29 protein-coding genes and 1 other annotated feature are annotated in these 26300 nt (G+C 53.1%); of the genes, 16 read left to right on the plus strand and 13 right to left on the minus strand.

From position 1 onward, the window contains the following. The first annotated feature begins 80 nt into the window (after positions 1-80). Positions 81-173, plus strand: a sequence feature (Trp leader region). Positions 174-209: 36 nt separating this feature from the next. From LZ634_RS13705 to trpA, 5 genes are read left to right on the plus strand one after another with little or no spacing between them, the layout of a single operon-like run. Beyond that, entirely contained in the window at positions 210-1772 is a 1563-nt protein-coding gene (locus LZ634_RS13705) for an anthranilate synthase component 1 (RefSeq protein WP_234506060.1), read from the plus strand. After that, a complete protein-coding gene (gene trpD / locus LZ634_RS13710; protein ID WP_234506063.1) occupies positions 1772-3367 on the plus strand; it encodes a bifunctional anthranilate synthase glutamate amidotransferase component TrpG/anthranilate phosphoribosyltransferase TrpD in 1596 nt (531 codons plus the stop codon). The genes LZ634_RS13705 and trpD overlap by 1 nt, the downstream gene beginning before the upstream one ends. A gap of 3 nt (positions 3368-3370) precedes the next feature. Next, positions 3371-4729 carry a bifunctional indole-3-glycerol-phosphate synthase TrpC/phosphoribosylanthranilate isomerase TrpF gene (gene trpCF, locus LZ634_RS13715; RefSeq protein WP_234506066.1) on the plus strand — a complete coding sequence of 453 codons (1359 nt, stop codon included), beginning with the start codon at positions 3371-3373 and terminating at the stop codon, positions 4727-4729. Between the two features lie 9 nt (positions 4730-4738). Beyond that, the gene (gene trpB, locus LZ634_RS13720; protein WP_234506069.1) at positions 4739-5932 is read left to right on the plus strand and encodes a tryptophan synthase subunit beta; all 1194 of its coding nucleotides are present in this window, start codon (positions 4739-4741) and stop codon (positions 5930-5932) included. After that, positions 5932-6741, plus strand: coding sequence for a tryptophan synthase subunit alpha (trpA, locus tag LZ634_RS13725; RefSeq protein ID WP_234506072.1), 810 nt, complete (start codon positions 5932-5934; stop codon positions 6739-6741). Before trpB ends, trpA begins: the two co-directional genes overlap by 1 nt. A 31-nt stretch (positions 6742-6772) precedes the next feature. Here the strand turns inward: trpA and LZ634_RS13730 are convergent, their stop codons facing one another. Beyond that, a complete protein-coding gene (locus LZ634_RS13730) occupies positions 6773-7228 on the minus strand; it encodes a MarR family winged helix-turn-helix transcriptional regulator (protein ID WP_234506076.1) in 456 nt (151 codons plus the stop codon). Positions 7229-7303: 75 nt separating this feature from the next. Between LZ634_RS13730 and LZ634_RS13735 the strand changes: the two genes are divergently transcribed. From LZ634_RS13735 to LZ634_RS13745, 3 genes are all read left to right on the plus strand, one after another. Then, on the plus strand, positions 7304-8251 hold the full coding sequence (locus LZ634_RS13735; protein ID WP_234506079.1) for a quinone oxidoreductase family protein: 948 nt from the start codon (positions 7304-7306) through the stop codon (positions 8249-8251). A gap of 324 nt (positions 8252-8575) precedes the next feature. After that, positions 8576-9208, plus strand: a complete 633-nt coding sequence (locus tag LZ634_RS13740; protein WP_234506082.1) for a LysE family translocator — start codon at positions 8576-8578, stop codon at positions 9206-9208. A 98-nt stretch (positions 9209-9306) separates the two neighbouring features. Beyond that, positions 9307-9573 carry a hypothetical protein gene (locus LZ634_RS13745; RefSeq protein ID WP_234506085.1) on the plus strand — a complete coding sequence of 89 codons (267 nt, stop codon included), beginning with the start codon at positions 9307-9309 and terminating at the stop codon, positions 9571-9573. Between the two features lie 185 nt (positions 9574-9758). Here the strand turns inward: LZ634_RS13745 and LZ634_RS13750 are convergent, their stop codons facing one another. Both LZ634_RS13750 and ompW read right to left on the minus strand, forming a co-directional pair. Further along, positions 9759-10652: a flagellin gene (locus LZ634_RS13750; protein ID WP_234506088.1), complete on the minus strand. Its 894-nt coding sequence runs from the start codon at positions 10650-10652 to the stop codon at positions 9759-9761. A 267-nt stretch (positions 10653-10919) separates the two neighbouring features. Beyond that, a complete protein-coding gene (ompW, locus tag LZ634_RS13755; RefSeq protein WP_234506091.1) occupies positions 10920-11555 on the minus strand; it encodes an outer membrane protein OmpW in 636 nt (211 codons plus the stop codon). Between the two features lie 391 nt (positions 11556-11946). On the opposite strand from ompW, the gene LZ634_RS13760 reads away from it, so the two are divergent. From LZ634_RS13760 to yciA, 3 genes are read left to right on the plus strand one after another with little or no spacing between them, the layout of a single operon-like run. Then, the gene (locus tag LZ634_RS13760) at positions 11947-12690 is read left to right on the plus strand and encodes a YciC family protein (protein ID WP_234506094.1); all 744 of its coding nucleotides are present in this window, start codon (positions 11947-11949) and stop codon (positions 12688-12690) included. Between the two features lie 46 nt (positions 12691-12736). After that, positions 12737-13276 carry a septation protein A gene (locus LZ634_RS13765; protein ID WP_234506097.1) on the plus strand — a complete coding sequence of 180 codons (540 nt, stop codon included), beginning with the start codon at positions 12737-12739 and terminating at the stop codon, positions 13274-13276. Between the two features lie 15 nt (positions 13277-13291). Further along, on the plus strand, positions 13292-13690 hold the full coding sequence (gene yciA / locus LZ634_RS13770; protein ID WP_234506100.1) for an acyl-CoA thioester hydrolase YciA: 399 nt from the start codon (positions 13292-13294) through the stop codon (positions 13688-13690). 32 nt (positions 13691-13722) lie between these two features. On the opposite strand, the gene LZ634_RS13775 is transcribed toward yciA, so the two are convergent. After that, the gene (locus LZ634_RS13775) at positions 13723-14259 is read right to left on the minus strand and encodes a YniB family protein (RefSeq protein ID WP_234506102.1); all 537 of its coding nucleotides are present in this window, start codon (positions 14257-14259) and stop codon (positions 13723-13725) included. Between the two features lie 132 nt (positions 14260-14391). On the opposite strand from LZ634_RS13775, the gene hxpB reads away from it, so the two are divergent. The 4 genes from hxpB to LZ634_RS13795 all read left to right on the plus strand — a co-directional run bounded on the left by hxpB (position 14392) and on the right by LZ634_RS13795 (position 18228). Continuing rightward, the gene (hxpB, locus tag LZ634_RS13780) at positions 14392-15060 is read left to right on the plus strand and encodes a hexitol phosphatase HxpB (protein ID WP_234506105.1); all 669 of its coding nucleotides are present in this window, start codon (positions 14392-14394) and stop codon (positions 15058-15060) included. 152 nt (positions 15061-15212) lie between these two features. Continuing rightward, positions 15213-15974, plus strand: a complete 762-nt coding sequence (kduD, locus tag LZ634_RS13785) for a 2-dehydro-3-deoxy-D-gluconate 5-dehydrogenase KduD (protein WP_234506109.1) — start codon at positions 15213-15215, stop codon at positions 15972-15974. Between the two features lie 89 nt (positions 15975-16063). Next, positions 16064-16654 (plus strand): metal-dependent hydrolase, encoded by a 591-nt coding sequence (locus LZ634_RS13790; RefSeq protein ID WP_234506111.1) that lies wholly within the window; start codon positions 16064-16066, stop codon positions 16652-16654. Positions 16655-16836: 182 nt separating this feature from the next. Next, the gene (locus tag LZ634_RS13795; protein ID WP_234506115.1) at positions 16837-18228 is read left to right on the plus strand and encodes an L-cystine transporter; all 1392 of its coding nucleotides are present in this window, start codon (positions 16837-16839) and stop codon (positions 18226-18228) included. 103 nt (positions 18229-18331) lie between these two features. On the opposite strand, the gene cedA is transcribed toward LZ634_RS13795, so the two are convergent. The 8 genes from cedA to osmE all read right to left on the minus strand — a co-directional run bounded on the left by cedA (position 18332) and on the right by osmE (position 24561). Next, on the minus strand, positions 18332-18571 hold the full coding sequence (cedA, locus tag LZ634_RS13800; RefSeq protein ID WP_234506118.1) for a cell division activator CedA: 240 nt from the start codon (positions 18569-18571) through the stop codon (positions 18332-18334). Positions 18572-18702: 131 nt separating this feature from the next. Continuing rightward, a complete protein-coding gene (chbG, locus tag LZ634_RS13805; RefSeq protein WP_234506121.1) occupies positions 18703-19458 on the minus strand; it encodes a chitin disaccharide deacetylase in 756 nt (251 codons plus the stop codon). Between the two features lie 11 nt (positions 19459-19469). Then, a complete protein-coding gene (locus LZ634_RS13810) occupies positions 19470-20816 on the minus strand; it encodes a 6-phospho-beta-glucosidase (protein ID WP_234506124.1) in 1347 nt (448 codons plus the stop codon). Between the two features lie 105 nt (positions 20817-20921). Beyond that, positions 20922-21746, minus strand: a complete 825-nt coding sequence (chbR, locus tag LZ634_RS13815; protein ID WP_234506128.1) for a transcriptional regulator ChbR — start codon at positions 21744-21746, stop codon at positions 20922-20924. A 25-nt stretch (positions 21747-21771) separates the two neighbouring features. Then, entirely contained in the window at positions 21772-22119 is a 348-nt protein-coding gene (gene chbA / locus LZ634_RS13820) for a PTS N,N'-diacetylchitobiose transporter subunit IIA (protein ID WP_234506132.1), read from the minus strand. A gap of 55 nt (positions 22120-22174) precedes the next feature. Further along, positions 22175-23533, minus strand: coding sequence for a PTS N,N'-diacetylchitobiose transporter subunit IIC (chbC, locus tag LZ634_RS13825; RefSeq protein ID WP_061284849.1), 1359 nt, complete (start codon positions 23531-23533; stop codon positions 22175-22177). 80 nt (positions 23534-23613) lie between these two features. After that, positions 23614-23934 (minus strand): PTS sugar transporter subunit IIB, encoded by a 321-nt coding sequence (locus LZ634_RS13830; protein ID WP_052281685.1) that lies wholly within the window; start codon positions 23932-23934, stop codon positions 23614-23616. A 285-nt stretch (positions 23935-24219) separates the two neighbouring features. Then, positions 24220-24561, minus strand: coding sequence for an osmotically-inducible lipoprotein OsmE (osmE, locus tag LZ634_RS13835; RefSeq protein ID WP_052281686.1), 342 nt, complete (start codon positions 24559-24561; stop codon positions 24220-24222). A gap of 216 nt (positions 24562-24777) precedes the next feature. Between osmE and nadE the strand changes: the two genes are divergently transcribed. After that, the gene (gene nadE / locus LZ634_RS13840; protein ID WP_234506135.1) at positions 24778-25605 is read left to right on the plus strand and encodes an ammonia-dependent NAD(+) synthetase; all 828 of its coding nucleotides are present in this window, start codon (positions 24778-24780) and stop codon (positions 25603-25605) included. Positions 25606-25686: 81 nt separating this feature from the next. On the opposite strand, the gene spy is transcribed toward nadE, so the two are convergent. Continuing rightward, positions 25687-26202 (minus strand): ATP-independent periplasmic protein-refolding chaperone Spy, encoded by a 516-nt coding sequence (gene spy, locus LZ634_RS13845; RefSeq protein ID WP_234506186.1) that lies wholly within the window; start codon positions 26200-26202, stop codon positions 25687-25689. Between the last annotated feature and the right edge of the window lie 98 nt (positions 26203-26300).

The following is a 26300-nucleotide window of genomic DNA, read 5'->3' on the forward strand; positions in this document are numbered from 1 at the left end:
CCTTCCGGACTAGTTAACTAGTACGCAAGTTCACTTAGTAAAGGTATCTGCAAATGACTCGTAAATTGATTGCTCTGCACGGCGGTTGGTGGCGTACTTCCCAGTAGGGCGGAGTCATCACGTCTGCGTTAAGCAAACAGATACCCAGCCCGCCAATGAGCGGGCTTTTTATTAAGCAAAAAAGATAAAGAAATCAGGCGAGAACAACGATGCAAACACAAAAACCCCTGCTCGAGCTTCTGACCAGCGACGCGATTTACCGTGAAAACCCAACCGCGTTGTTCCATCAACTTTGCGGCGCGCGCCCGGCTACTCTGCTGCTTGAATCAGCGGATATCGACAGTAAGAACGATTTAAAAAGCCTGCTGCTGGTCGATAGCGCCCTGCGCATCACCGCCCTGGGCGATACCGTCACCATTCAGGCGCTGTCAGATAACGGGGCTTCCCTGCTGCCGCTGCTCGATGCCGCGCTGCCTTCCGGCGTTGAAAATGAGCGTCAGCCAAACCGCCGCGTTCTGCGCTTCCCGGCGGTCAGCAATCTGCTCGATGAAGATGCCCGTCTGTGCTCCCTGTCGGTATTCGACGCGTTCCGCATAATGCAGGAGCTGGTTGTGGTGCAGCAGGACGAGCGTGAAGCGATGTTCTTCGGCGGGCTGTTCGCCTACGACCTGGTCGCCGGCTTCGAAGATTTACCGCAGCTGGAAAGCGACACCGCCTGCCCGGACTACTGCTTCTACCTGGCGGAAACCTTACTGGTTATCGACCACCAGACCAAAAACACCCGCATTCAGGCCAGCCTGTTCACGCCGTCTGATGCGGAAAAAGATCGTCTGCTGCAGCGCATTGCCGACGTTCGTCAGCAGTTAAATGAACCGCCAATGGCGCTGCCGGTACGCGAAATTAAAGAGATGCGCTGCGAGTGCAACCAGAGCGATGAAGAGTACGGCGATGTGGTGCGCAAGATGCAAAAAGCGATTCGCGCCGGGGAAATTTTCCAGGTGGTCCCTTCGCGCCGCTTCTCCCTGCCGTGCCCATCACCGCTGGCGGCTTACGATGTGCTGAAAAAGAGCAACCCAAGCCCGTACATGTTCTTTATGCAGGATAACGATTTCACCCTGTTTGGCGCGTCGCCGGAAAGCTCGCTGAAGTACGACGCCACCAATCGTCAGATTGAGATCTACCCGATTGCCGGTACTCGTCCACGCGGCCGTCGCGCTGACGGTACGCTGGACCGCGATCTCGACAGCCGAATTGAGCTGGAAATGCGCACCGACCATAAAGAGCTTTCCGAACATTTGATGCTGGTCGATCTGGCGCGTAACGACCTCGCACGCATCTGTACGCCGGGTAGCCGCTATGTTGCAGACCTGACAAAAGTGGATCGCTACTCGTTCGTGATGCACCTCGTTTCCCGCGTGGTCGGCGAACTGCGTAAAGACCTCGATGTGCTGCACGCTTACCGCGCCTGTATGAATATGGGCACCCTGAGCGGCGCGCCAAAAGTACGTGCCATGCAGCTTATCGCCGCAGCAGAAGGCAAGCGTCGCGGCAGCTACGGCGGCGCGGTGGGCTATTTCACCGCCCACGGCGACCTCGACACCTGCATCGTCATTCGCTCCGCGTTTGTCGAAAACGGCATTGCTACCGTACAGGCCGGTGCCGGCGTGGTGCTGGATTCCGTACCGCAATCTGAAGCCGATGAAACCCGTAATAAAGCTCGTGCCGTTCTGCGCGCCATCGCCACTGCCCATCATGCACAGGAGATTTTCTGATGGCTGACATTCTGCTGCTCGATAATATCGACTCCTTTACTTACAACCTGGCAGATCAGCTGCGCGCTAACGGGCACAACGTGGTGATTTACCGTAACCATGTACCGGCACAGACCTTAATTGACCGCCTGGGCACCATGGATAACCCGGTACTGATGTTGTCTCCTGGTCCTGGCGCACCGTCTGAAGCGGGCTGTATGCCTGAACTGCTGACCCGTATGCGCGGCAAGCTGCCGATTATCGGCATCTGCCTCGGTCATCAGGCGATTGTCGAAGCCTACGGCGGTTATGTTGGCCAGGCCGGTGAGATCCTGCACGGCAAAGCGTCCAGCATTGAGCATGACGGCCAGGCGATGTTTGCCGGGTTAACCAACCCGCTGCCGGTGGCGCGCTATCACTCGCTGGTTGGCAGCAATATTCCGGCCGGCTTAACCATCAACGCTAACTTTAACGGCATGGTGATGGCGGTCCGTCACGATGCGGATCGCGTCTGCGGCTTCCAGTTCCATCCGGAATCCATCCTCACCACCCAGGGCGCACGTTTGCTGGAACAAACGCTGGCATGGGCGCTGCAGAAACTGGAGCAGAGCAACACCCTGCAGCCAATTCTGGAAAAACTGTATCAGGCGCAAACCCTGAGCCAGCAGGAGAGCCACCAGCTGTTCTCCGCCGTGGTTCGCGGCGAAGTGAAGCCGGAACAGCTGGCAGCTGCGCTGGTGAGCATGAAAATTCGCGGCGAAAGCCCGAACGAGATTGCCGGTGCCGCCACCGCGCTGCTGGAAAACGCCGCACCGTTCCCGCGTCCTGACTATCCGTTTGCCGATATCGTCGGTACCGGTGGCGACGGCAGTAACAGCATCAATATTTCTACCGCCAGCGCCTTTGTCGCCGCGGCGTGTGGGCTGAAGGTCGCCAAACACGGCAACCGCAGTGTCTCCAGTAAATCTGGCTCTTCTGACCTGCTGGCGGCGTTTGGTATCAACCTCGATATGAACGCCGACAAGTCCCGACAGGCGCTGGATGAGCTGAACGTGTGCTTCCTGTTTGCACCGAAGTATCACACCGGTTTCCGCCACGCGATGCCGGTTCGCCAGCAGTTGAAAACCCGCACCCTGTTCAACGTGCTGGGGCCATTGATTAACCCGGCGCACCCGCCGCTGGCGCTGATTGGCGTTTACAGTCCGGAACTGGTGCTGCCGATTGCGGAAACCCTGCGCGTACTGGGTTACGAGCGTGCGGCAGTGGTACACAGCGGCGGTATGGATGAAGTTTCTCTTCATGCGCCGACGGTGGTCGCCGAACTGCACAACGGTGAAATTAAGAGCTACCAGCTGACCGCAGATGACTTCGGCCTCAAGCCTTATCATCAGGCCGAGCTGGCTGGCGGCACGCCGGAAGAAAACCGTGACATTCTGACCCGCTTACTACAAGGTAAAGGTGAGGCTGCGCATGAGTCCGCCGTAGCGGTTAACGTCGCCATGCTGATGCGCCTTTACGGTCACGAAGACCTGAAAGCCAACGTTCAGCAGGTGCTTGATGTTCTGCACAGTGGTGCAGCCTACGACCGCGTCACCGCATTAGCGGCAAGAGGATAAAAAATGCAGACCGTATTAGCAAAAATCGTGGCCGACAAAGCGATTTGGGTAGAAGCCCGCAAACAACAACAACCGTTAGCCACCTTCTTGAATGAAGTGCAGCCAAGCCAGCGTCATTTCTATGACGCGCTGCGCGGGACACGTACCGCTTTTATTCTGGAATGTAAAAAAGCCTCCCCGTCGAAAGGGGTTATCCGTGACGATTTCGACCCGGCGCGTATTGCCAATGTGTATAAGCATTATGCCTCGGCAATCTCCGTCCTGACGGATGAAAAGTACTTCCAGGGCAGCTTTGATTTTCTGCCGATTGTCAGCCAGATAGCGCCGCAGCCGATCCTGTGCAAAGACTTCATTATCGATCCGTACCAGATTTATCTGGCGCGTTATCACCAGGCCGATGCCTGCCTGCTGATGCTGTCGGTGCTTGACGATGACCAGTATCGCCAGCTTGCCGCCGTGGCGCACAGCCTGAGCATGGGCGTGTTGACCGAAGTCAGTAATGAAGAAGAGCTGGAACGTGCTATCACCCTGAAAGCGAAAGTGGTCGGTATCAACAACCGCGACCTGCGCGATCTCTCGATTGATCTCAACCGCACTCGCCAGCTGGCGCCGCGCCTGGGTCACGACGTGACGGTGATTAGCGAGTCCGGTATTAACACCAACGCTCAGGTTCGCGAACTGAGCCACTTTGCCAACGGTTTCCTGATTGGCTCGGCAATGATGGAGCATGACGATCTCAACGCCGCCGTGCGTCGGGTGCTACTGGGCGAGAATAAAGTCTGCGGACTGACTCGTGCGCAGGATGCCAAAGCGGCATTTGAAGCAGGCGCCATTTACGGCGGGCTGATTTTCGTTCCAACCTCCCCGCGTGTGGTGAGCGTTGACCAGGCCCGTGAAGTGATTAGCGCCGCGCCGCTGAGCTATGTTGGCGTCTTCCGCAACACACCGGTTGCCGAGGTGGTTGAACGCGCCACTACGCTGCAACTTTCCGCTGTGCAGCTGCATGGCGATGAAGACCAGAGCTATATCGATAGCCTGCGCGCTGAGCTTCCGGCCAGCGTACAGATCTGGAAAGCGTTGAGCGTCGCGGACAGCCTACCGGCACGCAATCTCAACCACGTCGACAAATACCTCTTCGATAACGGTCAGGGCGGCTCCGGTCAGCGTTTTGATTGGTCTCTGTTACAGGGTCAGGATCTGAGCAACGTGATTCTGGCCGGTGGATTAAGCGCAGACAACTGCGTGGAAGCAGCCAAAAGCGGCTGCGCCGGACTGGATTTCAATTCAGGCGTAGAGTTACAACCGGGCATTAAAGATGCCAGCAAACTGGCCTCGGCATTTCAAACGCTGCGCGCATATTAAGGAGCAACAATGAGCACTTTACTGAACCCCTATTTCGGCGAATTTGGCGGGATGTACGTTCCGCAGATTCTGATGCCTGCCCTGCGCCAGCTGGAAGAAGCTTTCGTCAGCGCGCAGAAGGATCCTGAGTTCCAGGCCGAATTTACCGACCTGCTGAAAAACTACGCGGGTCGTCCAACCGCATTAACCAAATGCCGTAACCTGACCGCGGGCAGCAAAACCACGCTGTACCTTAAGCGTGAAGATCTGCTGCACGGCGGCGCTCACAAAACCAACCAGGTATTGGGTCAGGCGTTACTGGCAAAACGGATGGGTAAAACAGAGATCATCGCCGAAACCGGCGCCGGTCAGCACGGTGTCGCCTCGGCGCGGGCCAGCGCCCTGCTCGGCCTGAAATGCCGCATTTATATGGGTGCCAAAGACGTGGAGCGCCAGTCGCCAAACGTCTTCCGTATGCGTTTAATGGGCGCAGAAGTGATTCCGGTACACAGCGGTTCCGCCACGCTGAAAGATGCCTGTAACGAGGCGCTGCGCGACTGGTCTGGCAGCTACGAAACCGCGCACTATATGCTCGGCACCGCGGCAGGCCCGCACCCATTCCCAACCATCGTGCGTGAATTCCAGCGCATGATCGGTGAAGAAACCAAAGTGCAGATCCGCGAAAAAGAAGGTCGTCTGCCGGATGCGGTGATTGCCTGCGTCGGTGGCGGCTCGAACGCCATCGGTATGTTCGCTGATTTTATTGAAGACACCAGCGTTGGCCTGATTGGCGTTGAACCTGCCGGCCACGGGATTGAAACCGGCGAGCACGGTGCGCCGCTGAAACATGGCCGCGTGGGCATCTACTTCGGCATGAAATCGCCGATGATGCAGACCGATGAAGGGCAGATTGAAGAGTCTTACTCCATCTCTGCCGGGCTGGATTTCCCGTCCGTCGGGCCGCAGCACGCCTACCTGAACAGCATTGGCCGCGCGGAATACGTGTCGATTACCGATAACGAAGCGCTGGATGCGTTTAAAGAATTGAGCCGCCACGAAGGGATTATCCCGGCGCTGGAGTCATCGCACGCCCTGGCTCACGCGTTAAAAATGATCCGCGAGAACCCGGAAAAAGAGCAGCTGCTGGTTGTTAACCTTTCCGGTCGCGGCGACAAAGACATCTTTACGGTACACGATATTCTGAAAGCGCGAGGGGAAATCTGATGGAACGCTACGACAACTTATTCGCCACACTGAAGGCCCGCAAGGAAGGCGCATTCGTTCCCTTCGTGACGCTGGGCGACCCAAATCCGGGTCAGTCGCTGAAGATTATCGACACCCTGATTGCAGCCGGTGCCGATGCGCTGGAGCTGGGGATCCCGTTCTCCGACCCGCTGGCCGATGGCCCGACTATCCAGAACGCCACTCTGCGCGCTTTTGCCGCGGGTGTTACGCCAACGCAGTGTTTTGAGATGCTGGCGGCTATCCGTCAGAAGCATCCGACCATTCCGATTGGCCTGCTGATGTACGCCAACCTGGTGTTTAACCGCGGTATTGACGAGTTTTACGCCGAATGCGCGCGCGTTGGTGTGGACTCCGTGCTGGTTGCCGACGTGCCGGTAGAAGAGTCGGCGCCATTCCGTCAGGCGGCGATGCGTCATAACGTCGCACCAATCTTTATCTGCCCACCGAATGCCGATGAAGAGCTGCTGCGCCAGATTGCCACACACGGCCGGGGCTACACCTACCTGCTGTCACGCGCAGGCGTGACCGGTACCGAAACCCGCGCCGCGCTGCCGCTGCACCATCTGGTGGAAAAACTGGCTGAGTACAACGCCGCACCTCCGCTTCAGGGCTTTGGTATCTCCGCACCCGATCAGGTGACGGCAACCATCGACGCCGGTGCTGCCGGAGCGATTTCCGGTTCGGCGATTGTGAAGATTATCGAACGCAATGTGGAAAACCCACAGGCCATGCTCGATGAGCTTGCAAGCTTTGTGAAAAGCATGAAAGCCGCCACCAAAACGGCATAACGCCCTCGCCGCCTGGGGCAACTCAGGCGGCCTATTTTTGCTGCAAGCTATCTGCGTATTTACGCGTGAGTCGAAACAAGGCCTCAACCTCTTCCGGCGACCATGCCGCCAGCACCTGATTCATCAGCTTTTGTCTGGCCACGGCGATCGCATCAAAAATCGCCCTTCCCTGAGCACTCAACGTTACTTCACTGATACGTCTGTCCTGCGCGTTTGGCTGCTTATGCGCCAGCGATTGTGCTTCGAGCTTTTTCACCTGCCGGCTGACGGTGGTGTAATCGCGCCCCAAATTATCCGCAAGCTCGACCACACCAATCGGCCCGTAGCGGCCAATGGCCACCAGCAGCGGAAAAAGCAGCTGATCTAACTGGACGCCCGCCGCCTGCAGCAGCTGTTCGTCGCGCACCGGTTGATTCATTACGCCAATGATGTCGAGCAGCGCGCCATGAAATTCGGTGATGTCATATTTATTATGTGCATATTGCATATATTATCCAGCGGTGTATAGTGCCGTTATCTGATATGTGCATTTTACACATAAATAGCTTGCGGAGACACTAATATGAAAGCAGCCGTGGTCTTTGACCTCGCACAAGGGCCGGTTTGGGCAGACTTTGCCGACCCACAGGCCAATGAACAACAGACGCTGGTACGCGTTCGCGCCGCCGCAATCAGCCACGTGGTGAAAAGCCGCGCCAGCGGTAAACACTACAGTTTTGATGGCACCCTGCCGTTCGGCATCGGTATCGACGGAGCCGGAACCCTACCCGACGGCCAGAGAGTCTATTTTGCCTTTCCTACCGCACCGTGGGGCAGCATGGCGCAATACGCCCCGGTGGCGTTAAATCACTGTTTCCCGCTGCCCGATGGGTTAGACGATGCAACCGCCGCGGCTATGGCCAACCCCGGTATGTCTGCCTGGGCGGCACTGGTAAAGCGGGCTGATTTTAAAGCCGGTGAAACGGTGTTGATTAACGGCGCCACCGGCACTGCCGGACAGCTGGCGGTACAAATTGCCCGTCATCTTGGTGCCAAAAAAATCATCGCGACGGGGAGAAATCCCGCAGCGCTGGCCTCTTTGGGTGCGGATGTCTGCGTGTGCCTTACTGATGATGACGCCACTCTCAGCGCCCAGTTTGCAGAGCAGGCCAGCCAGCAGATTGACGTGGTGGTGGATTATCTATGGGGCCACAGCGCTGAATTACTGTTGCCGACACTGGCAAAACACAGCCCAGGCCGGTCGCCTATTCGCTATGTGCAGGTTGGATCGCTTGCCGGTGCGGATATCTCACTTAACGGCGCCGTGCTCCGTTCAGCGCCATTGCAACTGATGGGCAGCGGCATCGGTAGTCTCCCCATGTCTGAGCTTTTACGCGCGACCGGCGAAATGCTGCAGGCCGCAGCCATCGGCGGTTTTACCATCGCCACCACCCCGGCAAAACTGTGTGATGTAGCAACGGCCTGGCCGCTGGATGACAGCCAAAAACGTACCGTTTTCCTTATCGAGTAAAAAAAATCGCTTTCACACAAAAGATAGGGTTGATATCTTAGATGAGAACTATTATCTTTCTCATTACCGAATAGTTGAGTAAATCACTCAGGTACTCGGTACGACATTGCTCACATTGCTTCCAGTATTTTTGCCCGCATTCTATGCGGGCTTTTTTTTGCCTGTAGCCCCTGCCCGACATGTCAATTTTGCGCCACGAGAAAGAGCGTTAACGGGCCGGATCATCGCCTTTGCCACCATAATTAACAGTTCATTGACAAACCTCTCGCCCGGCAGCAGTGGAAGTCGTAGTATAAAAATCAGTCGCCACGATGGAGCCCCGGTATGTCTGATTTGCACAATATTCTCGCCTTCGCATTGGTTTCACTCGGCATGGCCCTCACCCCCGGCCCGAATATGATCTACCTGATTTCGCGATCCATCTCTCAGGGGCGAACCGCAGGATTAGTGTCATTGGGCGGCGTGGCGCTGGGTTTTATTTTCTATATGGTGAGCGCGGCATTTGGCCTGACGGCGCTGATGATGGCCGTCCCTTACGCCTACGATACGCTGAGAATTGCCGGTGTGCTGTATCTGCTGTGGATGGCCTGGCAGTCGGTGCGCCCCGGTGGCCGCTCGCCGTTCCAGCTAAAAGAGCTGCCGCAACATAGCCCGCGCAAGCTGTTCTTGATGGGCTTTTTGACCAACCTGCTGAATCCGAAAATTGCTATCGTCTATCTGTCGCTGCTGCCGCAGTTTATTAACCCCGCACACGGCAGCGTATTGACGCAATCGCTGATGCTCGGCATGACGCAGATAGTCATTAGCGTATCGATTAATGCCCTGGTGGCGATTTCCGCCGGGACAATTGCCCTGTTCCTGGTGCGTAAACCCTCATTTGCCGTGGTGCAGCGCTGGCTAATGGGCGGCGTCTTAACCGGGCTTGCCGTTAAGATCGCCACCGAATCCCGCCGCTAGCAATGGGCAAAAAGAGGACCTGCGCTTTTGCACGCTCTGCGATGGTGACAACTTAAGGCGTTTATTGAACGTATTATGGTTAACAAGGAAGATATTTTATGATCAGACATATTTCAGTTTGTTTTTTCATCTTATGCGCATTCGCAGTAAATGCTGCCGACGGCGGTAACGGTGGTGATGGAGGAACTGTTTCTGATGGCGGAAACGGTTCTGATGGTAGTGATACGGTCTCTGCCCCAGGCCGCGCGGGTTGCCCCGGCGGAAGCAATCCGGATATATCAGGAAAATTTTATCTGCCCGGGACAAAACAGCAATGCAACCCGGGTAAGCAGGATGCAATGAAAAGTGCCGGACAAAAGCATTAAGCGCCCTGTGAGCGAGTAGCGGACATGGAGACAAGGCTCAGACAACAACTGCCTTCAGGACGAAAAAGATTACGCACCCGAAAAAACCCGCCGGAGCGGGTTTCTACAAAAATCATGTTTTGCTAAATCAGTTTAACGATGATGTGACACAGATAAGTTTTCTTTATTAAAACTCATTGCATCCATCATCCAAGCAACGACATCACCATGCCTTGCATGCTGTTGGACTGCTTCAGCATCGACATACTCGTTTGTGACAGCAGTTGGCTTCGCGACATTGAAGAAGCCTCTGCAGCGTAATCTGCATCCTGAATATTTCCTAATGCCAGGTCGGTATTGTCCTTCATATTCGCAAGATTTGCGGCGGTATGGCCCAGACGATTAATTGTTGCACCCAAATCCGAACGAAACCGACCCGATTCCTCTAATGCCTCATCCAACTCATTGATGAGCGATTGTGCGCCGCTGGCGTCGCTAATATTAAATGCGCCATTTGCGTCAGTATGATTTGCCGTAACTTCATAGATGGCGATCATGGCCGTATCCAGTGACAGCCCAACCTCTACTGTCATATGTTCATCGGCACTGGCACCAATCTGGATATTCATGTCTTTATAAAGTTTAGCGTTTGAGTAATCAATATTGCCGTTTGACAACTGTTCACCAAGCAGTTTTTCACCCGCAAACGATGTATTGCCTAACAGATTTCCTAACCCAGAAAACAGCTCCGTAAGCTCAACATTAATAGCCTCTCGGTCTTTAACGCTATTCGTGTCATTCGCCGACTGAGTCGCCAAATCTTTCATTCGATGCAAGATATTGGTCGCCTCATCGAAAGCGCCCTCACCAACCTGCAATAAAGCCGTAGCATCAGCGATATTACGCTGCGCCACCGACATCCCCCGACTTTGTCCCTCAAGGCGCGAGGCTATCTGTAGGCCAGCTGCATCATCAGCAGCCGAATTGATACGCTTCCCCGTACCCAGTCGCTCCATCGCCGTAGAGAGTACGTTATTAGATTGATTTAATGCATTCATTGAAGCCATTGATGAAGCGCTAGTAAAAATGGATAAAGACACTCTTCGTTCTCCTAATAGAAAGCCTACCGACAGGCTTATCCTTCAGAACGATTAAAGCGACACATCGGATCAGTTAATTAATCATATGAATGTATTAACAAAACCAGGAAAAAAGAAACCTTTAGCTTTGAATCGATTATGCGGGAACGATGAAATGGCTGATTTCGAAGGTTATGCCGACAATCGTCGATAACAACTCGCGTGGGAAAGAGTGGAAGAAGCTGGTCATATAGCGACCAGCTTTACACAAAGATGTTGCAGAAAAAATCAGAAACGATAGCCCGCCGAGAACATAAACACCCACGGGTCGAGGCGAGTACTGACGCTCTGGTTGACGCCATTGGCTTTAAATTTAACGTTGGTGTCGATATCCATGTACCACACCGATGCGTTCAACAACCAATCGCGGTTAATCAAATAGTCGAGGCCAACCTGCCCGGCAGCGCCCCAGGAGTCGTCGAGACTCAGATCGGAAAGCCCAGCCTTTTTACCCGTATCATTAAAATCGTTGTCAAAGAAGGTGGTGTAGTTGATACCCGCGCCAATGTAGGGACGGAATTTACTCTGCGCATCGCCAAAGTACCATTGCGCCATCAGCGTCGGTGGTAATTGGTGTACGGTCGCAATATTGCCGGTTGGCCCAGTGCCCACTTTATGGCGGAACGGGCTGGCGGCTAGCAGCTCAATACCGATGTTGTCCGTTGCCATGTAGGTAAAGGTTAAACCCAGCTGCGTGTTGTTACTGACGTTAAAGCTACCGAGGCTACCCAATACGTTATCAGACCCTTCGGTTGGACGAACCGTCGCTGAACCCGCACGAATGAAGAACTCCCCTGCCTCATGCGCCCAGACGCTGCCCGACAAGGTGCTTAACGCAAGCGCAACCACTGCTAACTTTTTCATATCCACTTCCTCATTATGGTTTTTCTAGCGCGGCAAATATACCTATAACGAGTTACTTTTGATCCGTCACGGATCACACTAAGCCATGAGATTTAACATTTATTGATCCAGATTAATTTTTGCCGTTTACTCACCACCCGTGATTAATATCCAAATCAATTTTCGCATTTAGTGAAAGATTCGATGTTATTCCCGTCATTCAGGCGAATTAATCATCATCAAAAAGGGAGAAAGGTAACGGGCGGGATGAGCTGTATGTTCAATACGTCGTCAGTACGGCTTCTTCTTTACAAAGATATACTTAGAGGGACTTGTGCGAAGAGTGCTACGCCCGCGCGATTTGCGGTACAATTGCCGGCTAATTAACACCTGCCATACTCAAGGAGAGTGCATGTCTATCACGGCGCAGTCTGTATACCGTGACACGGGTAATTTTTTTCGTAATCAGTTTGTCACCATCTTACTGATTTCATTGCTCTGTTCATTTATCACGGTGGTGCTCGGCCATGCTTTTTCTCCCAGCGATGAGCAACTTGCTACGCTGACGGTTGGAGATCATCTGACCGGGAGCACCGGCCTGTTCGACCTGGTACAGAACATGACCCCGGAACAACAGCAGATCCTGCTGCAGTCTTCCGCAGCCTCAACGTTTGCCGGACTGATTGGCAACGCTATTCTGGCAGGCGGTATTCTGCTGATGATCCAACTGATCTCCGCCGGGCAACCGGTCAGCGCGCTGCGGGCGATTGGCGCCAGCGCACCGGTTCTGCCAAAGCTGCTGCTGCTTATCTTTATCAGTACTTTCCTGATTCAGATGGGCGTGATGTTTATTGTGGTACCGGGTATTCTGCTCGCCATCGTGCTGGCCTTCGCGCCGGTGATGATGGTGCAAGATAAACTGGGCGTCTTCGCTGCCATGCGCAGCAGCATACGCCTGGGCTGGGCCAATATCCGTATTATCGCCCCAGCGGTGGTTGGCTGGATGCTGGCAAAAACGCTGCTGCTGCTGTTCGCATCCAGCTTTGCCGTGTTGACGCCATATATCGGTGCGGTGGTAGTGAATGCGCTGAGCAACCTGGTTTCCGCCCTGTTGCTGGTCTATTTGTTCCGCGTCTATATGCTTATTCGCAACTAATCTGATGCTGCCCGTCGCGGGCAGCCCTGAACTACGGAATCGAAGTATGAAGCAGTTTCTGGATTTTTTACCACTGGTTGTCTTCTTCGCCTTTTACAAGATTTATGACATCTATGCGGCAACCTCGGCGCTGATCGTCGCCACCGCCGTGGTGTTAATTTACAGCTGGGTACGCTATCGCAAAGTCGAAAAAATGGCGTTGATTACCTTTGTTCTGGTGGCGGTGTTTGGCGGCCTGACCCTGTTCTTCCACAACGATGAGTTTATCAAGTGGAAAGTCACCGTGATTTACGCTCTGTTTGCCGGTGCGCTGCTGGTAAGCCAGTGGGTGATGAAAAAGCCATTGATCCAGCGCATGCTGGGTAAAGAGATAACGTTGCCAGAAGCCGTTTGGGGAAAACTGAACGTCGCCTGGGCCATCTTTTTCATTCTCTGTGGGCTGGCAAATATTTACATCGCCTTCTGGCTACCGCAAAACATTTGGGTAAACTTTAAGGTGTTTGGCCTCACGGCGCTGACGCTGGTATTCACCGTGCTGAGCGGGGTTTACATCTATCGCCATATGCCTCAAGACGACCATAAGTAAGCACAGAGAATAAGAATGACACAGCAAAATGACGCTCCTCAGGGTGAGCTGGTATTACGCACATTAGCGATGCCCGCGGATACCAATGCCAACGGCGATATTTTCGGCGGTTGGCTGATGTCGCAAATGGATATTGGCGGCGCCATACTGGCAAAAGAAGTCGCGCACGGGCGGGTTGTCACCGTTCGGGTAGACGGCATGACGTTTCTGCGTCCCGTCGCGGTGGGGGATGTGGTGTGCTGCTACGCTCGCTGCGTAAAGCGCGGCAACTCTTCCGTTACCATCAATATTGAAGTGTGGGTCAAGAAGGTTTCATCAGAACCTATCGGCCAGCGCTACAAAGCGACCGAAGCGCTGTTTATCTACGTCGCGGTCGACCCTCAAGGTAAACCGCGCGCGATTCCAGCCGCATAATTTCAAGCCCGGCCTCGCCGGGCTTGTTGCTTTTAGAGAAAGCCCAGCACTTTTAATACGAAGTAGCCGATTACAATCACGATAATCGGCAGAACATAGAGCGGGAAAAACTGCACAAAAATGGTATGACGTGGTACTTCCACGCGAGCTTCCAGCGCTTCGCGGCTCAGCCCTTCCGCCCCTTTCGCCTTCTCCAGAATCAGCTGATCTTCAACCCCTTCACGCAGGTGTTTCGCCTGACGCGCCATTCGCGCACCGGAATCCTGCATTGCCAGCGCGATAAAGATCAGCGCGAAGATAATCCAGAACAGGACATTTAGCCCATTTTGAAAGTCTGGCTGCGGCGAGTTGTACCAGAACACATTCAAGAACGGTGTATTAAAACGCATCATGTCCACCATTACGTGAACAAAATCCATCATCACGGCATCAATGCCAGGCTGTTTTGCACTGTGTTCATACATGAATTTCAGCACCGAAATCAGTGTCGAAATCAGCGCGGGTATAAAGATAATCCACCCGGCAATACGCTTAAGAATGGCAATGCGTCCAGCTTGTTGATACGTCATGGGTTCCCCTTGTTTAGACGCTTTATTCGGGACTCAGCCTCAGTCTATCTGCTGATGGCGACTTTCGCCCGACTTTACGCGCGATATGATATACCATTCCCCTGTATTCGTTATCCTAAAGGAGAGGTAGTTATGTCCGCCGAGCGCCAAATAAAAGCCGCCATTTTCGACATGGATGGATTACTGATCGATTCCGAGCCGTTGTGGGATCGTGCTGAACATAAAGTCCTGGGCGAGGTGGGCGTCGATTTTTCCCGTCGCCACGAACTTCCCGATACGCGCGGGTTACGCATCGACCTGGTGGTGGAACTGTGGTTTGCGCATCAGCCGTGGAGCGGCCCGGACCAGGCAACCGTCGTTCAACGCATTATTGACTACGTGATTGCGCAGGTTGAAGAAACCAAACCGCTGCTGCCCGGCGTACGTGAAGCGGTGGCACTGTGCAAAGCACAAGGTCTCAAGGTTGGCCTGGCCTCAGCATCACCGCTGTATATGCTGGAAAAAGTGCTCACCATGTTTGAGCTGCGCGATCAGTTTGATGCGCTGGCCTCCGCCGATAAACTGGACTACAGCAAGCCGCATCCGCTGGTCTACCTCAACTGTGCGGCTGAACTGGGCGTTGATCCAACCTGCTGCGTGGCGCTGGAAGATTCCGTTAATGGCATGATTGCCAGCAAAGCAGCGCGCATGCGCTCTATCGTCGTTCCCGCGGCGGAGAGTCAGCTTGACCCGCGCTTTAGCCTCGCCGACGTAAAACTACCGTCGCTTGAGTCCCTCACCCGCGAAAATCTTCTCGGGTAATGGTGATGCGGGCACAGTTTGTGCCCGCAAATGCCAACCAACTCATAAAAATGAAACGCTGTTTTATTTTTGTTTGAGTTTTCCGTTTCTCCCCACTATGCTTTGCCCTGTAGGTCATCTCATAACGATAAAAACCGTATACAGGGGTCGACATGATTCTTAATGCTTTCAATCTGCAAGGTAAAGTGGCGCTCGTCACCGGGTGCGATAAAGGTCTGGGTCAAGGCATGGCGCTAGGGCTGGCGGAAGCCGGGTGCGATATCGTCAGCGTCAGCCGCAGCTTACCGCACGAAACGGCGGAAAAAGTGCAGGCTTTGGGACGCCGTTTTTACGCCATTCAGGCCGATCTCAGCCAGCCTGAGAGTATTGCGGATATCGTCCCCGCAGCCGTAGCGGCGGCTGGGCGGATTGATATTCTGGTGAACAACGCCGGAACCATTCGCCGCGAAGATGCGCTGAGCTTTAGCGAGAAGGACTGGGATGAGGTAATGAACCTCAATCTCAAGTCGGTCTTTTTCCTGGCACAGGCGGTGGCCAGGCAATTTCTGGCCCAGGACAGCGGCGGAAAAATTATTAATATTGCTTCAATGCTCTCTTTCCAGGGCGGCATTCGTGTGCCATCCTACACCGCCTCAAAAAGCGGCGTATTAGGTATCACCCGCCTGCTGGCCAATGAATGGGCGCAGCATCGCATTAATGTGAACGCTATCGCCCCGGGCTATATGGCGACGAATAACACCCAGCAACTGCGCGACGACGCCGACCGCAGCAAAGCGATTCTCGACCGTATCCCTGCCGCTCGCTGGGGCACGCCAGAAGATCTCAAAGGCCCGGTGGTGTTTCTTGCCTCCGCGGCTGCGGACTATATCAGCGGCTATACGATTGCCGTTGACGGTGGCTGGCTCGCACGTTAAATTTTTGACAAAGAGTTACACTGTAACCTCTTCCGCCTACTGTATAAAAACCCTATACTGTATGAATTTACAGAACAATGGGTTTTATCATGACGGCGGAAGGTCATCTGCTCTTTTCCATCGCCTGCGCGGTGTTTGCTAAAAATGCCGAATTGACGCCAGTGCTGGCGCAAGGTGACTGGTGGCACATCGTGCCATCGGCGATATTGACCTGTCTGCTGCCGGATATTGACCACCCGCGTTCGCTGCTCGGGCAGCGGCTTAGCTGGCTGTCCAAACCCATTGCCCGCATGTTTGGCCACCGGGGCTTTACCCACAGCCTGCTCGCGGTGTTTGGTGCCCTGACGCTGTTCTATTTGAAAGTGCCCGATAGCTGGATTGTGCCTGCCGATGCGGTACAGGGTATGGTGCTCGGCTATCTGAGCCACATTCTTGCCGATATGCTCACGCCCGCTGGCGTACCGCTGCTCTGGCCCTGCCGCTGGCGTTTCCGTTTTCCCATTCTTGCACCGCGTAAAGGGAACCAGCTGGAGCGCGTGCTGTGTATGGCGCTGTTCGCCTACGCTGTTTTTATGCCGCAATCGCTGCCGGAGAACAGCGCCGTGCGCTGGTCATCGTCGATGATCAACATGCTGCAGACCGACTTTAATCGCTTTATTCATCGACGAGCTGAACAATAATTCAACAGAAATCACACTTTTGGCATAATCAATTCCATTTGGATATAAGGTTGTGATTCCAGTTCTGTTACCCTTCTCACATCCAGGCAAATTCCTCTCGGATTTGTTCTAAAAAAACACACGCCGCAGCACCATGAAATGGTGCCGGACGGCGTGGACAATACTTCTTCAGGAGAACGGGGATGAACTTTCCACTAGTCGCGAACATTATCGTGTTCGTCGTATTGCTGTTTGCATTGGCACAGACTCGCCACAAACAGTGGAGTCTGGCCAAAAAGGTGCTGGTCGGTCTGGTTGTTGGCGTGGTCTTTGGACTCGCACTGCAACTGATCTACGGTTCCGATAATCCAGTACTGAAAGATTCCATTCAGTGGTTTAACGTGGTCGGCAACGGCTATGTTCAACTGCTGCAAATGATCGTCATGCCGCTGGTATTTGCCTCAATTCTGAGCGCAGTCGCCCGTCTGCATAACGCTTCCCAGCTGGGTAAAATCAGTATTCTGACCATCGGTACGCTGCTGTTCACCACGCTGATTGCCGCGCTGGTCGGTGTGCTGGTGACCAACCTGTTTGGCCTGACCGCCGAAGGTCTGGTACAGGGTACGGCTGAAACCGCGCGTCTGAATGCCATTCAGAGTAGCTACGCCGGTAAAGTCGCTGACCTGAGCGTACCGCAGCTTCTGCTCTCCTTTGTGCCGAAAAACCCGTTTGCTGACCTGACCGGGGCTAACCCGACATCCATTATCAGCGTGGTTATCTTCGCCGCCTTCCTGGGTGTCGCCGCACTGAAACTGCTGAAAGACGATGCGCCGAAAGGCCAACGCGTGCTGACCGCTATCGACACGCTGCAAGGCTGGGTGATGAAGCTGGTGCGTCTGGTGATGCAGCTGACCCCTTACGGCGTGCTGGCGCTGATGACCAAAGTGGTTGCCGGTTCTAACGTGCAGGACATCATCAAGCTCGGCAGCTTTGTGGTCGCGTCTTATCTGGGTCTTATCATCATGTTCGTGGTGCACGGCATTCTGCTGGGCGTCAACGGCGTCAGCCCGCTGAAATACTTCCGTAAAGTATGGCCGGTACTGACCTTTGCCTTCACCAGTCGCTCCAGCGCCGCGTCTATCCCGCTAAACGTGGAAGCACAGACCCGTCGTCTGGGCGTACCGGAATCTATCGCCAGCTTCTCCGCATCGTTTGGTGCGACCATTGGTCAGAACGGTTGTGCCGGTCTGTACCCTGCCATGCTGGCAGTGATGGTTGCGCCTACCGTGGGGATTAACCCGCTGGATCCGCTGTGGATTGCCACCCTCGTGGGTATGGTTACCGTGAGCTCCGCAGGCGTTGCAGGCGTGGGTGGCGGGGCAACATTCGCCGCGCTGATCGTGCTGCCAGCCATGGGGCTGCCGGTCACGCTGGTTGCGCTGTTGATTTCCGTTGAGCCACTTATCGACATGGGCCGTACCGCGCTGAACGTCAGCGGTTCCATGACTGCCGGTACCCTGACCAGCCAGTGGCTGCGCCAGACCGACAAAGAGATCCTCAATAGCGAAGACGATGTCGAGTTAGCGCATCGCTAATCATTCGTCCGGCTGAGCGATAAACGTCAGCCGGACAAAACGAGATATAAAAAAACGCTGATTTTCATCAGCGTTTTTTTTTGCATCCGGACAACGTAAAACCTTACGCGTCGATTTCCCCATCCTGGCGCATCTGCACAGCCCAACGCTGGGCCGACTCAGGAATACTGAACGCCTGTGAGCGCTGAAACGCGCTGCCCATCAGCACAAATGCCACATACTTTCCGCGCAGCATCCAGACATCGCGAAAACCTTCTACCTTAACGGCATGGTCTGGCGGAGCGGGTTCGCTGCGTGGTACATAGCTGATAATCTGCCGATTTTGTTGGCGAAACGGTTTCATAAGCAGTTAAATTCACAATCATTAATGGCAAAAGCAGGAAAGTCTTATGATAGCAGGATTAGCGTGTGCGCGTCATACACAAAAAAGCCCGGCAGGATCGCTGCCGGGCAAGGGTTGAGGGGGTTAATCACTTACACGTCGCGGTAAGTACCGAGACGATAACCTCTTTCCGCAATCGCATACTTCAGCGAATCCGAGGTCAATACATCCAGTTCCGCCAGGCGCGGGTAGCAATATGCGCTGCCCATAATCGTGTTATCCACAAACGCCGGGTGGCACATCACTTCAACAGACTGTTCACCGCGCGCCGCTGAGCTATCCAGGGTTTGCAGGAACAGCGCGTCAGAAATAGCTTCGCCATAAAACTCGCTGCTGAAACCATCGCTGCTGCGCAGACCTTCAGGAATAACAAATGGATACGCAATGGAGCGGTCAATACGTATTGCAATGCCCTTTGATTTCGCAAATTCCGCCACCAGCGGGAAAATTTGCGGGATCATATGCACGTGATGATGGCTATCAAAATGCGTTGGCTCCGCGTCAAACAACTCAACAAAGCGGTTGTACTGACACTCAAGCTCATGAGCAATTTCATCCATCGGCAGCGCGCCTTCCTCTGCCACCTGCCAGATCCACTTGCCGAGTTTCCCTTCGCGGGTCAGACCCGGCATCGGTGACAGCGGCTCGCCCAGCGTCAGCACAAAGTGCATACCGACGGCCAGTTCCGGCGTACGGCGGCTTAGACTCGCCGCGTGGTCAATAGCCGCGCCGTTCACCAGCGCGGTCGTCGAGGTCACGAGTCCATTTTTGCAGGCATCGAGAATACCGTAATTCTGCCCTTTGCTCAGACCAAAATCATCGGCATTAACGATTAACAAACGTTCCATGCTGCCTCCTGTCACTTTTTCAGCTTCTCCACGGTGGCGGCGAAATTCGGCAGCCATTTTTCATGGGCCAGAATCAGTTCACGCGCCAGAATCTCTGCATCTTTATCAGAGTGGATAAGCGGGCTTAAGTTCAGCGCCAGTAGCACATCGTTAAACTCACCGCTCAACGCCGCATTGCTTGCCGCAACCTCGAAGCCTTTGATGGTGTGAATAAGACCCAGCACTTTTTCATCGAAGTGCGTTACGCGCGGATGCGGTTTCGCACCATCACGACCGAGGATAGAGGTCACTTCGATAGACCAGTCGGCCGGAATGTTGTCGATATGCCCGTGGTGCGGAATATTGACGTAGTGCTCGGTCTGCTTATCGTTGTAGATAGCGTTGATCACTTCGCACGCTGCGTCGGAGTAGTATGCCCCACCGCGCAGTTCCAGCTCCTTCGGCTTCACGTTCAGATCCGGATTTTTGTACAGCTCAAACAGCTGTTTCTCGACCTTCTGTACCACCTGAGCACGGGCGCCGCCTTTGTAGTACTCGCCCATTTCGATAGCCAGCATCTCTTTTTGCTTGAAGTAATACAGCAGGTAAGAGCACGGCAGCAGGTTCAGAGAGCGGATAAGCCCTTCGCTGAATGGCATATCGAAGATGTTCTTCACGGTGTTGGCGGAGAGCGTCCCGGAGGCCACACCGTCCAGCAGTTCGGCAAAGCGGGACTCGCCGTTCACCAGCACATCGCGGATGAAGACCATGTGGTTCAGGCCGAAGAGGTCGATGGAAAGATCGTCGCTCTCACTCAGGCGCAGCACGTCGGTGATGAACATTTTCATCCCGATAGGAATGTTACATACGCCGATAAAGCGCTTAAAGTTGGTATGACGGTAAACCGCTTCAGTCACCATCCCGGCCGGGTTGGTAAAGTTGATGACCCACGCGTCGGGGCAAATTTCCTGCACATCTTTAATGATGTCGAAAATCACCGGAATGGTACGCAGACCTTTAAACAGGCCGCCTGCGCCGTTGGTTTCCTGACCCAGATAACCATGGCTCAGCGGGATACGTTCGTCTTTTTCACGAGCCTGGAGCTGGCCGACGCGCAGCTGCGTCGTTACAAAGTCAGCACCCTGCAAGGCTTCGCGGCGGTTAAGCGTTTTGTAGACCTTCATCGGTACGCCGGCTTTTTCTACCATGCGCTGGCACAGAGCGTGGATAATATCCAGCTTCTCCTGCCCGTCTTCTACGTCAACCAGCCATAATTCGCTGACCGGCAGTTCGTGATAGCGTTTGAGAAAACCTTCCAGCAATTCCGGCGTATAGCTGCTACCACCACCAATAGTAACGACTTTTAATTTCTGGCTCATATCTTTCTCCCTAGAGATCCACAAGCTAAGCGTGGTTGACCCTCCGCATAATATGCGGCGAGATAAATTCTTTGTTTCAGAACTACGAAATATTATCGCAGCGCGTTATTTGATAACCGTTAACTTCTTACGATAATTACTTGGCGTAAATGAGGTCAGCTTTTTGAATGTTTTAATAAACAAACTTGGGCTGCTATAACCTGATTCATACGCAATATCAGTTACCGAGTAGTTGGTTATTTCCAGTTGTTTTTTGGCAAAGTTAATGCGGATATCATTAATAATCTGCATTGGTGTTTTGCCATAGTAGCGTTGAGTGGCTCGGGTTAAATATTCCTGGGTTTTCCCGGATAACTCGACCATATTCTCCAACGCCCCTTCACCAAATTTTAATTTATCGTGCATGGCTTCAACGGTGGATTTTAACCACTGCGGCGTGACATCCTGCGCCTGCTCTTCACGGTGATGTCGCAGACGATTGATCACATAGAAGGAAACCAGTTCAATAAATTCGTCAAATTCCGTTTCGCGAAAGTGAAGTGATGCAATAACCGACTCAATGTAGCTAAGAAACGTGCTTTTAATCGAATAGACTTGCGAAGCAACCAGAGCAAACGGGACCAGCGCCTGATAGTGGGTGTCGAAGAAGTCTTTGCTGATCCCAACGTTTAGGATTCGCGTCGCACCAAATTCATAGAAGCTCTGGTGGTGTGAACCCATAGGGATGAACACAAAGTCTCCGCGCTCCAGCATAACCCGTTTGCCATTGATAACCTGATAGTAGCGCCCGGTCAGTACGATTGTGAACTCGTAGTAATCATGCTGGTGTAACCCACTGATGCTTTCCGTTTTGTTGTAGATGAAGACATGAAAATTCTTACCGTTAAAGAGCTGTTGTTCTCTGGCGGTGTTGATTTCCATGCTGATCATCTTTGGTTGCCTCATGGGGAAAAGCCTATTGTACCTTCTCGTGAAGTTCGATCAATTCAGCAACGAGTTCGCGGGCCAACATTGACGTCATTAGATGATCCTGCGCATGAACCAACACCAGGCTCACTTTCATACGTCCTTCGCCTTCATCGCTTTCAATTAACTGTGTCTGCACACGGTGAGCTTCGCTCAGCGCAACGCGGGACTGGTCCATAGTGGCTTTTGCACCTTCAAAATCACCCTGCTTAGCCTGCTTCAGCGCGGCGTATGCCAGGCTGCGCGCCTGCCCGGAGTTGATAATCAGGCCCATCACCACTTCTTCGAGATCGTTTTCCTGCACGTCCTCAGCAACAACATTTTCCAAATCAAACATAACTATTCCCTTTTTGTGAGGGCGGTATGGAGGCTCGCTCCATACCGCATTGGCATTAGAATTTCAGAGCTGCAGCGATGTCTTCTTCGCTTTCTTCTTCTTCAATGGTCTGCTGTGCTTTGTTCGAAATCATCACGAATGGAATGTAAACCATTGTGGCGACACAGAGGTTGAACAGAGCGACAAACAGGGCTGCGATGCTACCGTTACTGTTGAAGAATGCGCCCAGACCGGTTGGCATGGTCCACGGAGCCAGGTTAGTAACCGGTGGAATGATGCCCATTGAGTAGGCTGCCAGGGTGATAGCGGCCAGAATCGGCTGTACCAGAACAAACGGGATGAACATAACCGGGTTCATGATGATTGGCAGACCAAACAGAATCGGTTCGTTAATCTGGAAGATGCCTGATGGCAGCGCCAGTTTCGCAACCTGACGATGGTCAGCGCGGCGAGAAGCGATAAAGATGGCGATAATCAAGCCCAGAGTCGCACCGGAACCACCCAGCAGGATGTAGGAATCCAGCATTGGTTTCGCCCAGAAGTGGAACTGCTGGCCCGCAGCGATTGCCGCATCAACAGAACCATACTGGTTGTACAGCGCGATGTTTTCCAGCGCCCATGGGGTCATGATGCCGTTATCCAGCGCGGTCAGCGCCAGGGAACCGTGAACACCGAAGAACCACAGCAGGGAGTTGAAGACCACGTACGCCCAGCCCACGACGCCACCCATTGCCGCCAGCGGCTTGGAGATAGAGTCCATGATTATCTGGTGGAAGTTGCTGCCGTAGGAGGCCAGCATCCAGGAGATAATCCCGAAGATGGAGAGGATCAGGAAGCCTGGAATCAGCGCCGAGAATGAACGTGCGACGGAAGATGGCACGCTATCTGGCAGCGTAATAACCCAGTTGCGACGGATAACAAAGGTGAACAGCTCAGCCACCACCAGACCGATAATCATACCGGAGATGATGTTCTGACCGCCCAGCCAGTTAGCGCCTACCGCATACGCGTCGCCGACGCTGTAAGGGGTAACGGTCATGAAGGCTGCAACGGCAAGCAGACCTGCCGCCATCGGGTCAACTTTGCGTTCTTCTGCTAAAGCTGAACCTATAAAGAAAGGCGCCATCAGCGACATAATGCCCAGGGTACCGTTATAAACGTTACCGCCGATGGCTTTAAAGCTGTCTAAAGTTGCAATGGTGGATGCATCCAGACGAATGCCCATTGAATAGAAGAATGACCCCTCACCAAAGCTCAGGAAAACGTTATTAATTAATACGAACATGGCCCCCGCGAGGGTCAGCGGCATTAATTTAATAAAACCGTTTTTAATGGCGTTAATGTGAGGCTGCTTTCCTATTTTAACAGCAAAAGGAAGGAGTACCTTTTCAAGCGAATCGATCACTTTACTCATAGAAAATACCCTTAAAGGGCCGCAATTAATATTGCGGCGATTGTAAGTGAAATAACTCTTTGACGGGAAAAATAATTAAATTACTGCGCAGCGGCTTTTTTAATTGCAGCAACAGCTGCTTTAAGCACGCCCAAACCATCTACTTTGCCATACAGCGTTGAATCAATAACTTCGATCGGCTTATTAGGTAAAATCTTCTGAATGTCACCTAACATATAACCAATTTGTGGACCGAGTAAAATAACGTCAGCTTCAGGACCTTTTTCAGCCGCAAATGCTTCGGAGAATGCTTCAATGACGACCGGTACTTCGTATTTCTCAGCCTGCGCACGCATTTTGGATACTAACAATGAAGTAGACATCCCTGCAGAGCAAAAGAGATAAATATGTTTCTTTTCCATTCACGCTTCCTCAACTTGTGAAATCTGCCATCACCGGGCGATGTTCCTTGTGCCCACTACCCTCGTATGTAACAGATGAGTTATCTTCTGTTTATGCCTTGAGTATACGGCAACAATTTGTGTACGGATAATTCTCAAAGCCCAGAAATTGTCTCTCATTGACCTCTGGTTTTGACTACCCTCACACTTTGGTCAAAATAATTCGCGACAAGAAATAAGCATGATTTCTCGTAAAAAAGCCCGACGCTAAGGTCGGGCTTTCGTAGATGTCCGATGAATACACGATTACTTGCTGGCGGCCTGCGGGTCCGTGTCGTACTGCGCACAAGTTTGATAACCAGAGTTGATAACATGGCCGGTATCGTCTAAGGCCACAAAGTAGGTTTCTGCTTTACCATCACGTTGACCCAATATATAGGTCTGGCAAGTACCACGGGCGTGGATCATCGATACTTCAGATGATGGTTTACCCGCAATCTGTGCAACCTGCGAACGGCTCATCCCTTTCTTCACGTCTTTAACCACCGGCTGAGTGAACTGGTCTGCCGTGCGGTCGTATGCGGTACAGCCAGCCAGCAGGGTCATGACAGCAGCGGCGCCCAGGAAACCAACAATATTCTTATTCATCTTCCCTCTCCTTTTTTATGAAGTGCATTAAGCCTGGAATAAATAATGCTATTTATCAACCAATACGCCTGAATGAACGCCGATTAACGGAATAATCGGATTAATTTACATCAGTCAAAACTGTGATCCTTGTCGTTTTACCGTCAAAGAGGTAGCTTTAACACATTGTTCTAATGGGCTATCGGCACAGGCTGGCACACATTTCCGGAGGGGTAAATGGCGTTACAACAAGAGATTATTCAGGCGCTTGGCGCAAAACCACAGATTGATGCGCAACAAGAGATCCGTCGCAGCGTCGATTTTCTGAAAACCTATCTAAAAACTTATCCGTTTATCAAATCGTTAGTATTGGGAATCAGCGGCGGGCAGGACTCAACCCTTACCGGCAAACTGTGTCAGATGGCGATTAATGAGCTTCGCGCCGAAACCGGCGACAGCGCGCTGCAGTTTTTCGCCGTGCGTCTGCCTTACGGCGTACAGTTCGATGAGCAGGATTGCCAGGATGCCATTGCTTTTATTCAGCCGGACCGCGTGTTGACGGTCAATATCAAAGCCGCGGTGCTGGCCAGCGAGCAGGCGCTACGTGAAGCCGGCATTGAACTGAGCGACTTTGTTCGCGGCAATGAAAAAGCCCGCGAGCGCATGAAAGCACAATACAGCATTGCCGGTATGACCCACGGCGTCGTCGTCGGGACCGATCATGCAGCAGAAGCCATCACCGGTTTCTTCACCAAATACGGCGACGGCGGTACCGACATCAACCCAATCTTCCGCCTCAACAAGCGTCAGGGTAAACAGCTGCTGGCCGAGCTTGGCTGCCCTGAGCATTTATATAAGAAAGCGCCGACCGCCGATCTCGAAGATGACCGCCCTTCTCTGCCAGATGAAGTCGCACTGGGCGTGACCTACGATAATATTGATGATTACCTGGAAGGCAAAACGCTGGAGTCTGCGCAAGCGAAGACCATTGAAGGCTGGTATCTGAAGACCGAGCATAAACGTCGTCCGCCGATTACCGTGTTTGATGATTTCTGGAAGAAATAAAGAAAAAACCGCCGGACCTGCCCATAACCTGTTGGTATTTATGGGCAAATCCGGCGGTCTTAAGACAGTGTGCCGCTAAACTTATTCGGCAGGCGCAGGAGGCATTTTACCTGCTGGCGCTTTACGTTCTGTCAGACGCTTCTCAAAATTCGCATTAAACTGTTTTTTCTGTTCTGGGGTTAAGATGTTGTAAATCTTGTTCTGGGTTTCCAGACGAGACAGCATCATACCTTTATGCTGCTCTTCCATTTTCGCAATCTGCGCTTGCGCTTTCGCTTTGTCGAAGCTGTCGCTGGCGACCAGGTTATGCATCGCACGCATCTCTTCCTGCGCCTCCTGTGCCGGGCGTTTATTGTGCTCGCGGCCCTCTTTCATGATGTCGCGAACCTGCTGTTTCTGCGCATCGGTCAGGTTTAGCCCCTGGAACATCATGTCGTGGCGTGGGCCCATTTTGCCTTTATGATGATTCATCATTTTAGCGTTCGGCTGTGCCGCTTCGGTGGTCGTGGTTGAGGTCGTATCCGCGGCGTGAGCCACGTTAGCGGCACCCAGAGCCAGGGTAGAGGCAACAAACAGAGCAGTTAATTTTTTCATTATCGGTCCTTCCTTTCAATTATTCTGACGGCGCATTGCCGTGTTGACGTGATTAACTTTACGGTGTTTATCGTCAATTAATCAGAGCCTGAGTAAAACAA

Origin of the sequence: Kluyvera intermedia, assembly GCF_021440345.1 — a bacterium.
GTDB lineage: Bacteria > Pseudomonadota > Gammaproteobacteria > Enterobacterales > Enterobacteriaceae > Kluyvera > Kluyvera intermedia_A.

What these genes read in the sequence shown, in the direction of transcription:
- LZ634_RS13705 (WP_234506060.1), top strand. Translation starts at nt 210, where the DNA reads ATGCAAACACAAAAACCCCTGCTCGAGCTTCTGACCAGCGACGCGATT.
- trpD (WP_234506063.1), top strand. Translation starts at nt 1,772, where the DNA reads ATGGCTGACATTCTGCTGCTCGATAATATCGACTCCTTTACTTACAAC.
- trpCF (WP_234506066.1), top strand. Translation starts at nt 3,371, where the DNA reads ATGCAGACCGTATTAGCAAAAATCGTGGCCGACAAAGCGATTTGGGTA.
- trpB (WP_234506069.1), top strand. Translation starts at nt 4,739, where the DNA reads ATGAGCACTTTACTGAACCCCTATTTCGGCGAATTTGGCGGGATGTAC.
- trpA (WP_234506072.1), top strand. Translation starts at nt 5,932, where the DNA reads ATGGAACGCTACGACAACTTATTCGCCACACTGAAGGCCCGCAAGGAA.
- LZ634_RS13730 (WP_234506076.1), bottom strand. Translation starts at nt 7,228, where the DNA reads ATGCAATATGCACATAATAAATATGACATCACCGAATTTCATGGCGCG.
- LZ634_RS13735 (WP_234506079.1), top strand. Translation starts at nt 7,304, where the DNA reads ATGAAAGCAGCCGTGGTCTTTGACCTCGCACAAGGGCCGGTTTGGGCA.
- LZ634_RS13740 (WP_234506082.1), top strand. Translation starts at nt 8,576, where the DNA reads ATGTCTGATTTGCACAATATTCTCGCCTTCGCATTGGTTTCACTCGGC.
- LZ634_RS13745 (WP_234506085.1), top strand. Translation starts at nt 9,307, where the DNA reads ATGATCAGACATATTTCAGTTTGTTTTTTCATCTTATGCGCATTCGCA.
- ompW (WP_234506091.1), bottom strand. Translation starts at nt 11,555, where the DNA reads ATGAAAAAGTTAGCAGTGGTTGCGCTTGCGTTAAGCACCTTGTCGGGC.
- LZ634_RS13760 (WP_234506094.1), top strand. Translation starts at nt 11,947, where the DNA reads ATGTCTATCACGGCGCAGTCTGTATACCGTGACACGGGTAATTTTTTT.
- LZ634_RS13765 (WP_234506097.1), top strand. Translation starts at nt 12,737, where the DNA reads ATGAAGCAGTTTCTGGATTTTTTACCACTGGTTGTCTTCTTCGCCTTT.
- yciA (WP_234506100.1), top strand. Translation starts at nt 13,292, where the DNA reads ATGACACAGCAAAATGACGCTCCTCAGGGTGAGCTGGTATTACGCACA.
- LZ634_RS13775 (WP_234506102.1), bottom strand. Translation starts at nt 14,259, where the DNA reads ATGACGTATCAACAAGCTGGACGCATTGCCATTCTTAAGCGTATTGCC.
- hxpB (WP_234506105.1), top strand. Translation starts at nt 14,392, where the DNA reads ATGTCCGCCGAGCGCCAAATAAAAGCCGCCATTTTCGACATGGATGGA.
- kduD (WP_234506109.1), top strand. Translation starts at nt 15,213, where the DNA reads ATGATTCTTAATGCTTTCAATCTGCAAGGTAAAGTGGCGCTCGTCACC.
- LZ634_RS13790 (WP_234506111.1), top strand. Translation starts at nt 16,064, where the DNA reads ATGACGGCGGAAGGTCATCTGCTCTTTTCCATCGCCTGCGCGGTGTTT.
- LZ634_RS13795 (WP_234506115.1), top strand. Translation starts at nt 16,837, where the DNA reads ATGAACTTTCCACTAGTCGCGAACATTATCGTGTTCGTCGTATTGCTG.
- cedA (WP_234506118.1), bottom strand. Translation starts at nt 18,571, where the DNA reads ATGAAACCGTTTCGCCAACAAAATCGGCAGATTATCAGCTATGTACCA.
- chbG (WP_234506121.1), bottom strand. Translation starts at nt 19,458, where the DNA reads ATGGAACGTTTGTTAATCGTTAATGCCGATGATTTTGGTCTGAGCAAA.
- LZ634_RS13810 (WP_234506124.1), bottom strand. Translation starts at nt 20,816, where the DNA reads ATGAGCCAGAAATTAAAAGTCGTTACTATTGGTGGTGGTAGCAGCTAT.
- chbR (WP_234506128.1), bottom strand. Translation starts at nt 21,746, where the DNA reads ATGATCAGCATGGAAATCAACACCGCCAGAGAACAACAGCTCTTTAAC.
- chbA (WP_234506132.1), bottom strand. Translation starts at nt 22,119, where the DNA reads ATGTTTGATTTGGAAAATGTTGTTGCTGAGGACGTGCAGGAAAACGAT.
- chbC (WP_061284849.1), bottom strand. Translation starts at nt 23,533, where the DNA reads ATGAGTAAAGTGATCGATTCGCTTGAAAAGGTACTCCTTCCTTTTGCT.
- LZ634_RS13830 (WP_052281685.1), bottom strand. Translation starts at nt 23,934, where the DNA reads ATGGAAAAGAAACATATTTATCTCTTTTGCTCTGCAGGGATGTCTACT.
- osmE (WP_052281686.1), bottom strand. Translation starts at nt 24,561, where the DNA reads ATGAATAAGAATATTGTTGGTTTCCTGGGCGCCGCTGCTGTCATGACC.
- nadE (WP_234506135.1), top strand. Translation starts at nt 24,778, where the DNA reads ATGGCGTTACAACAAGAGATTATTCAGGCGCTTGGCGCAAAACCACAG.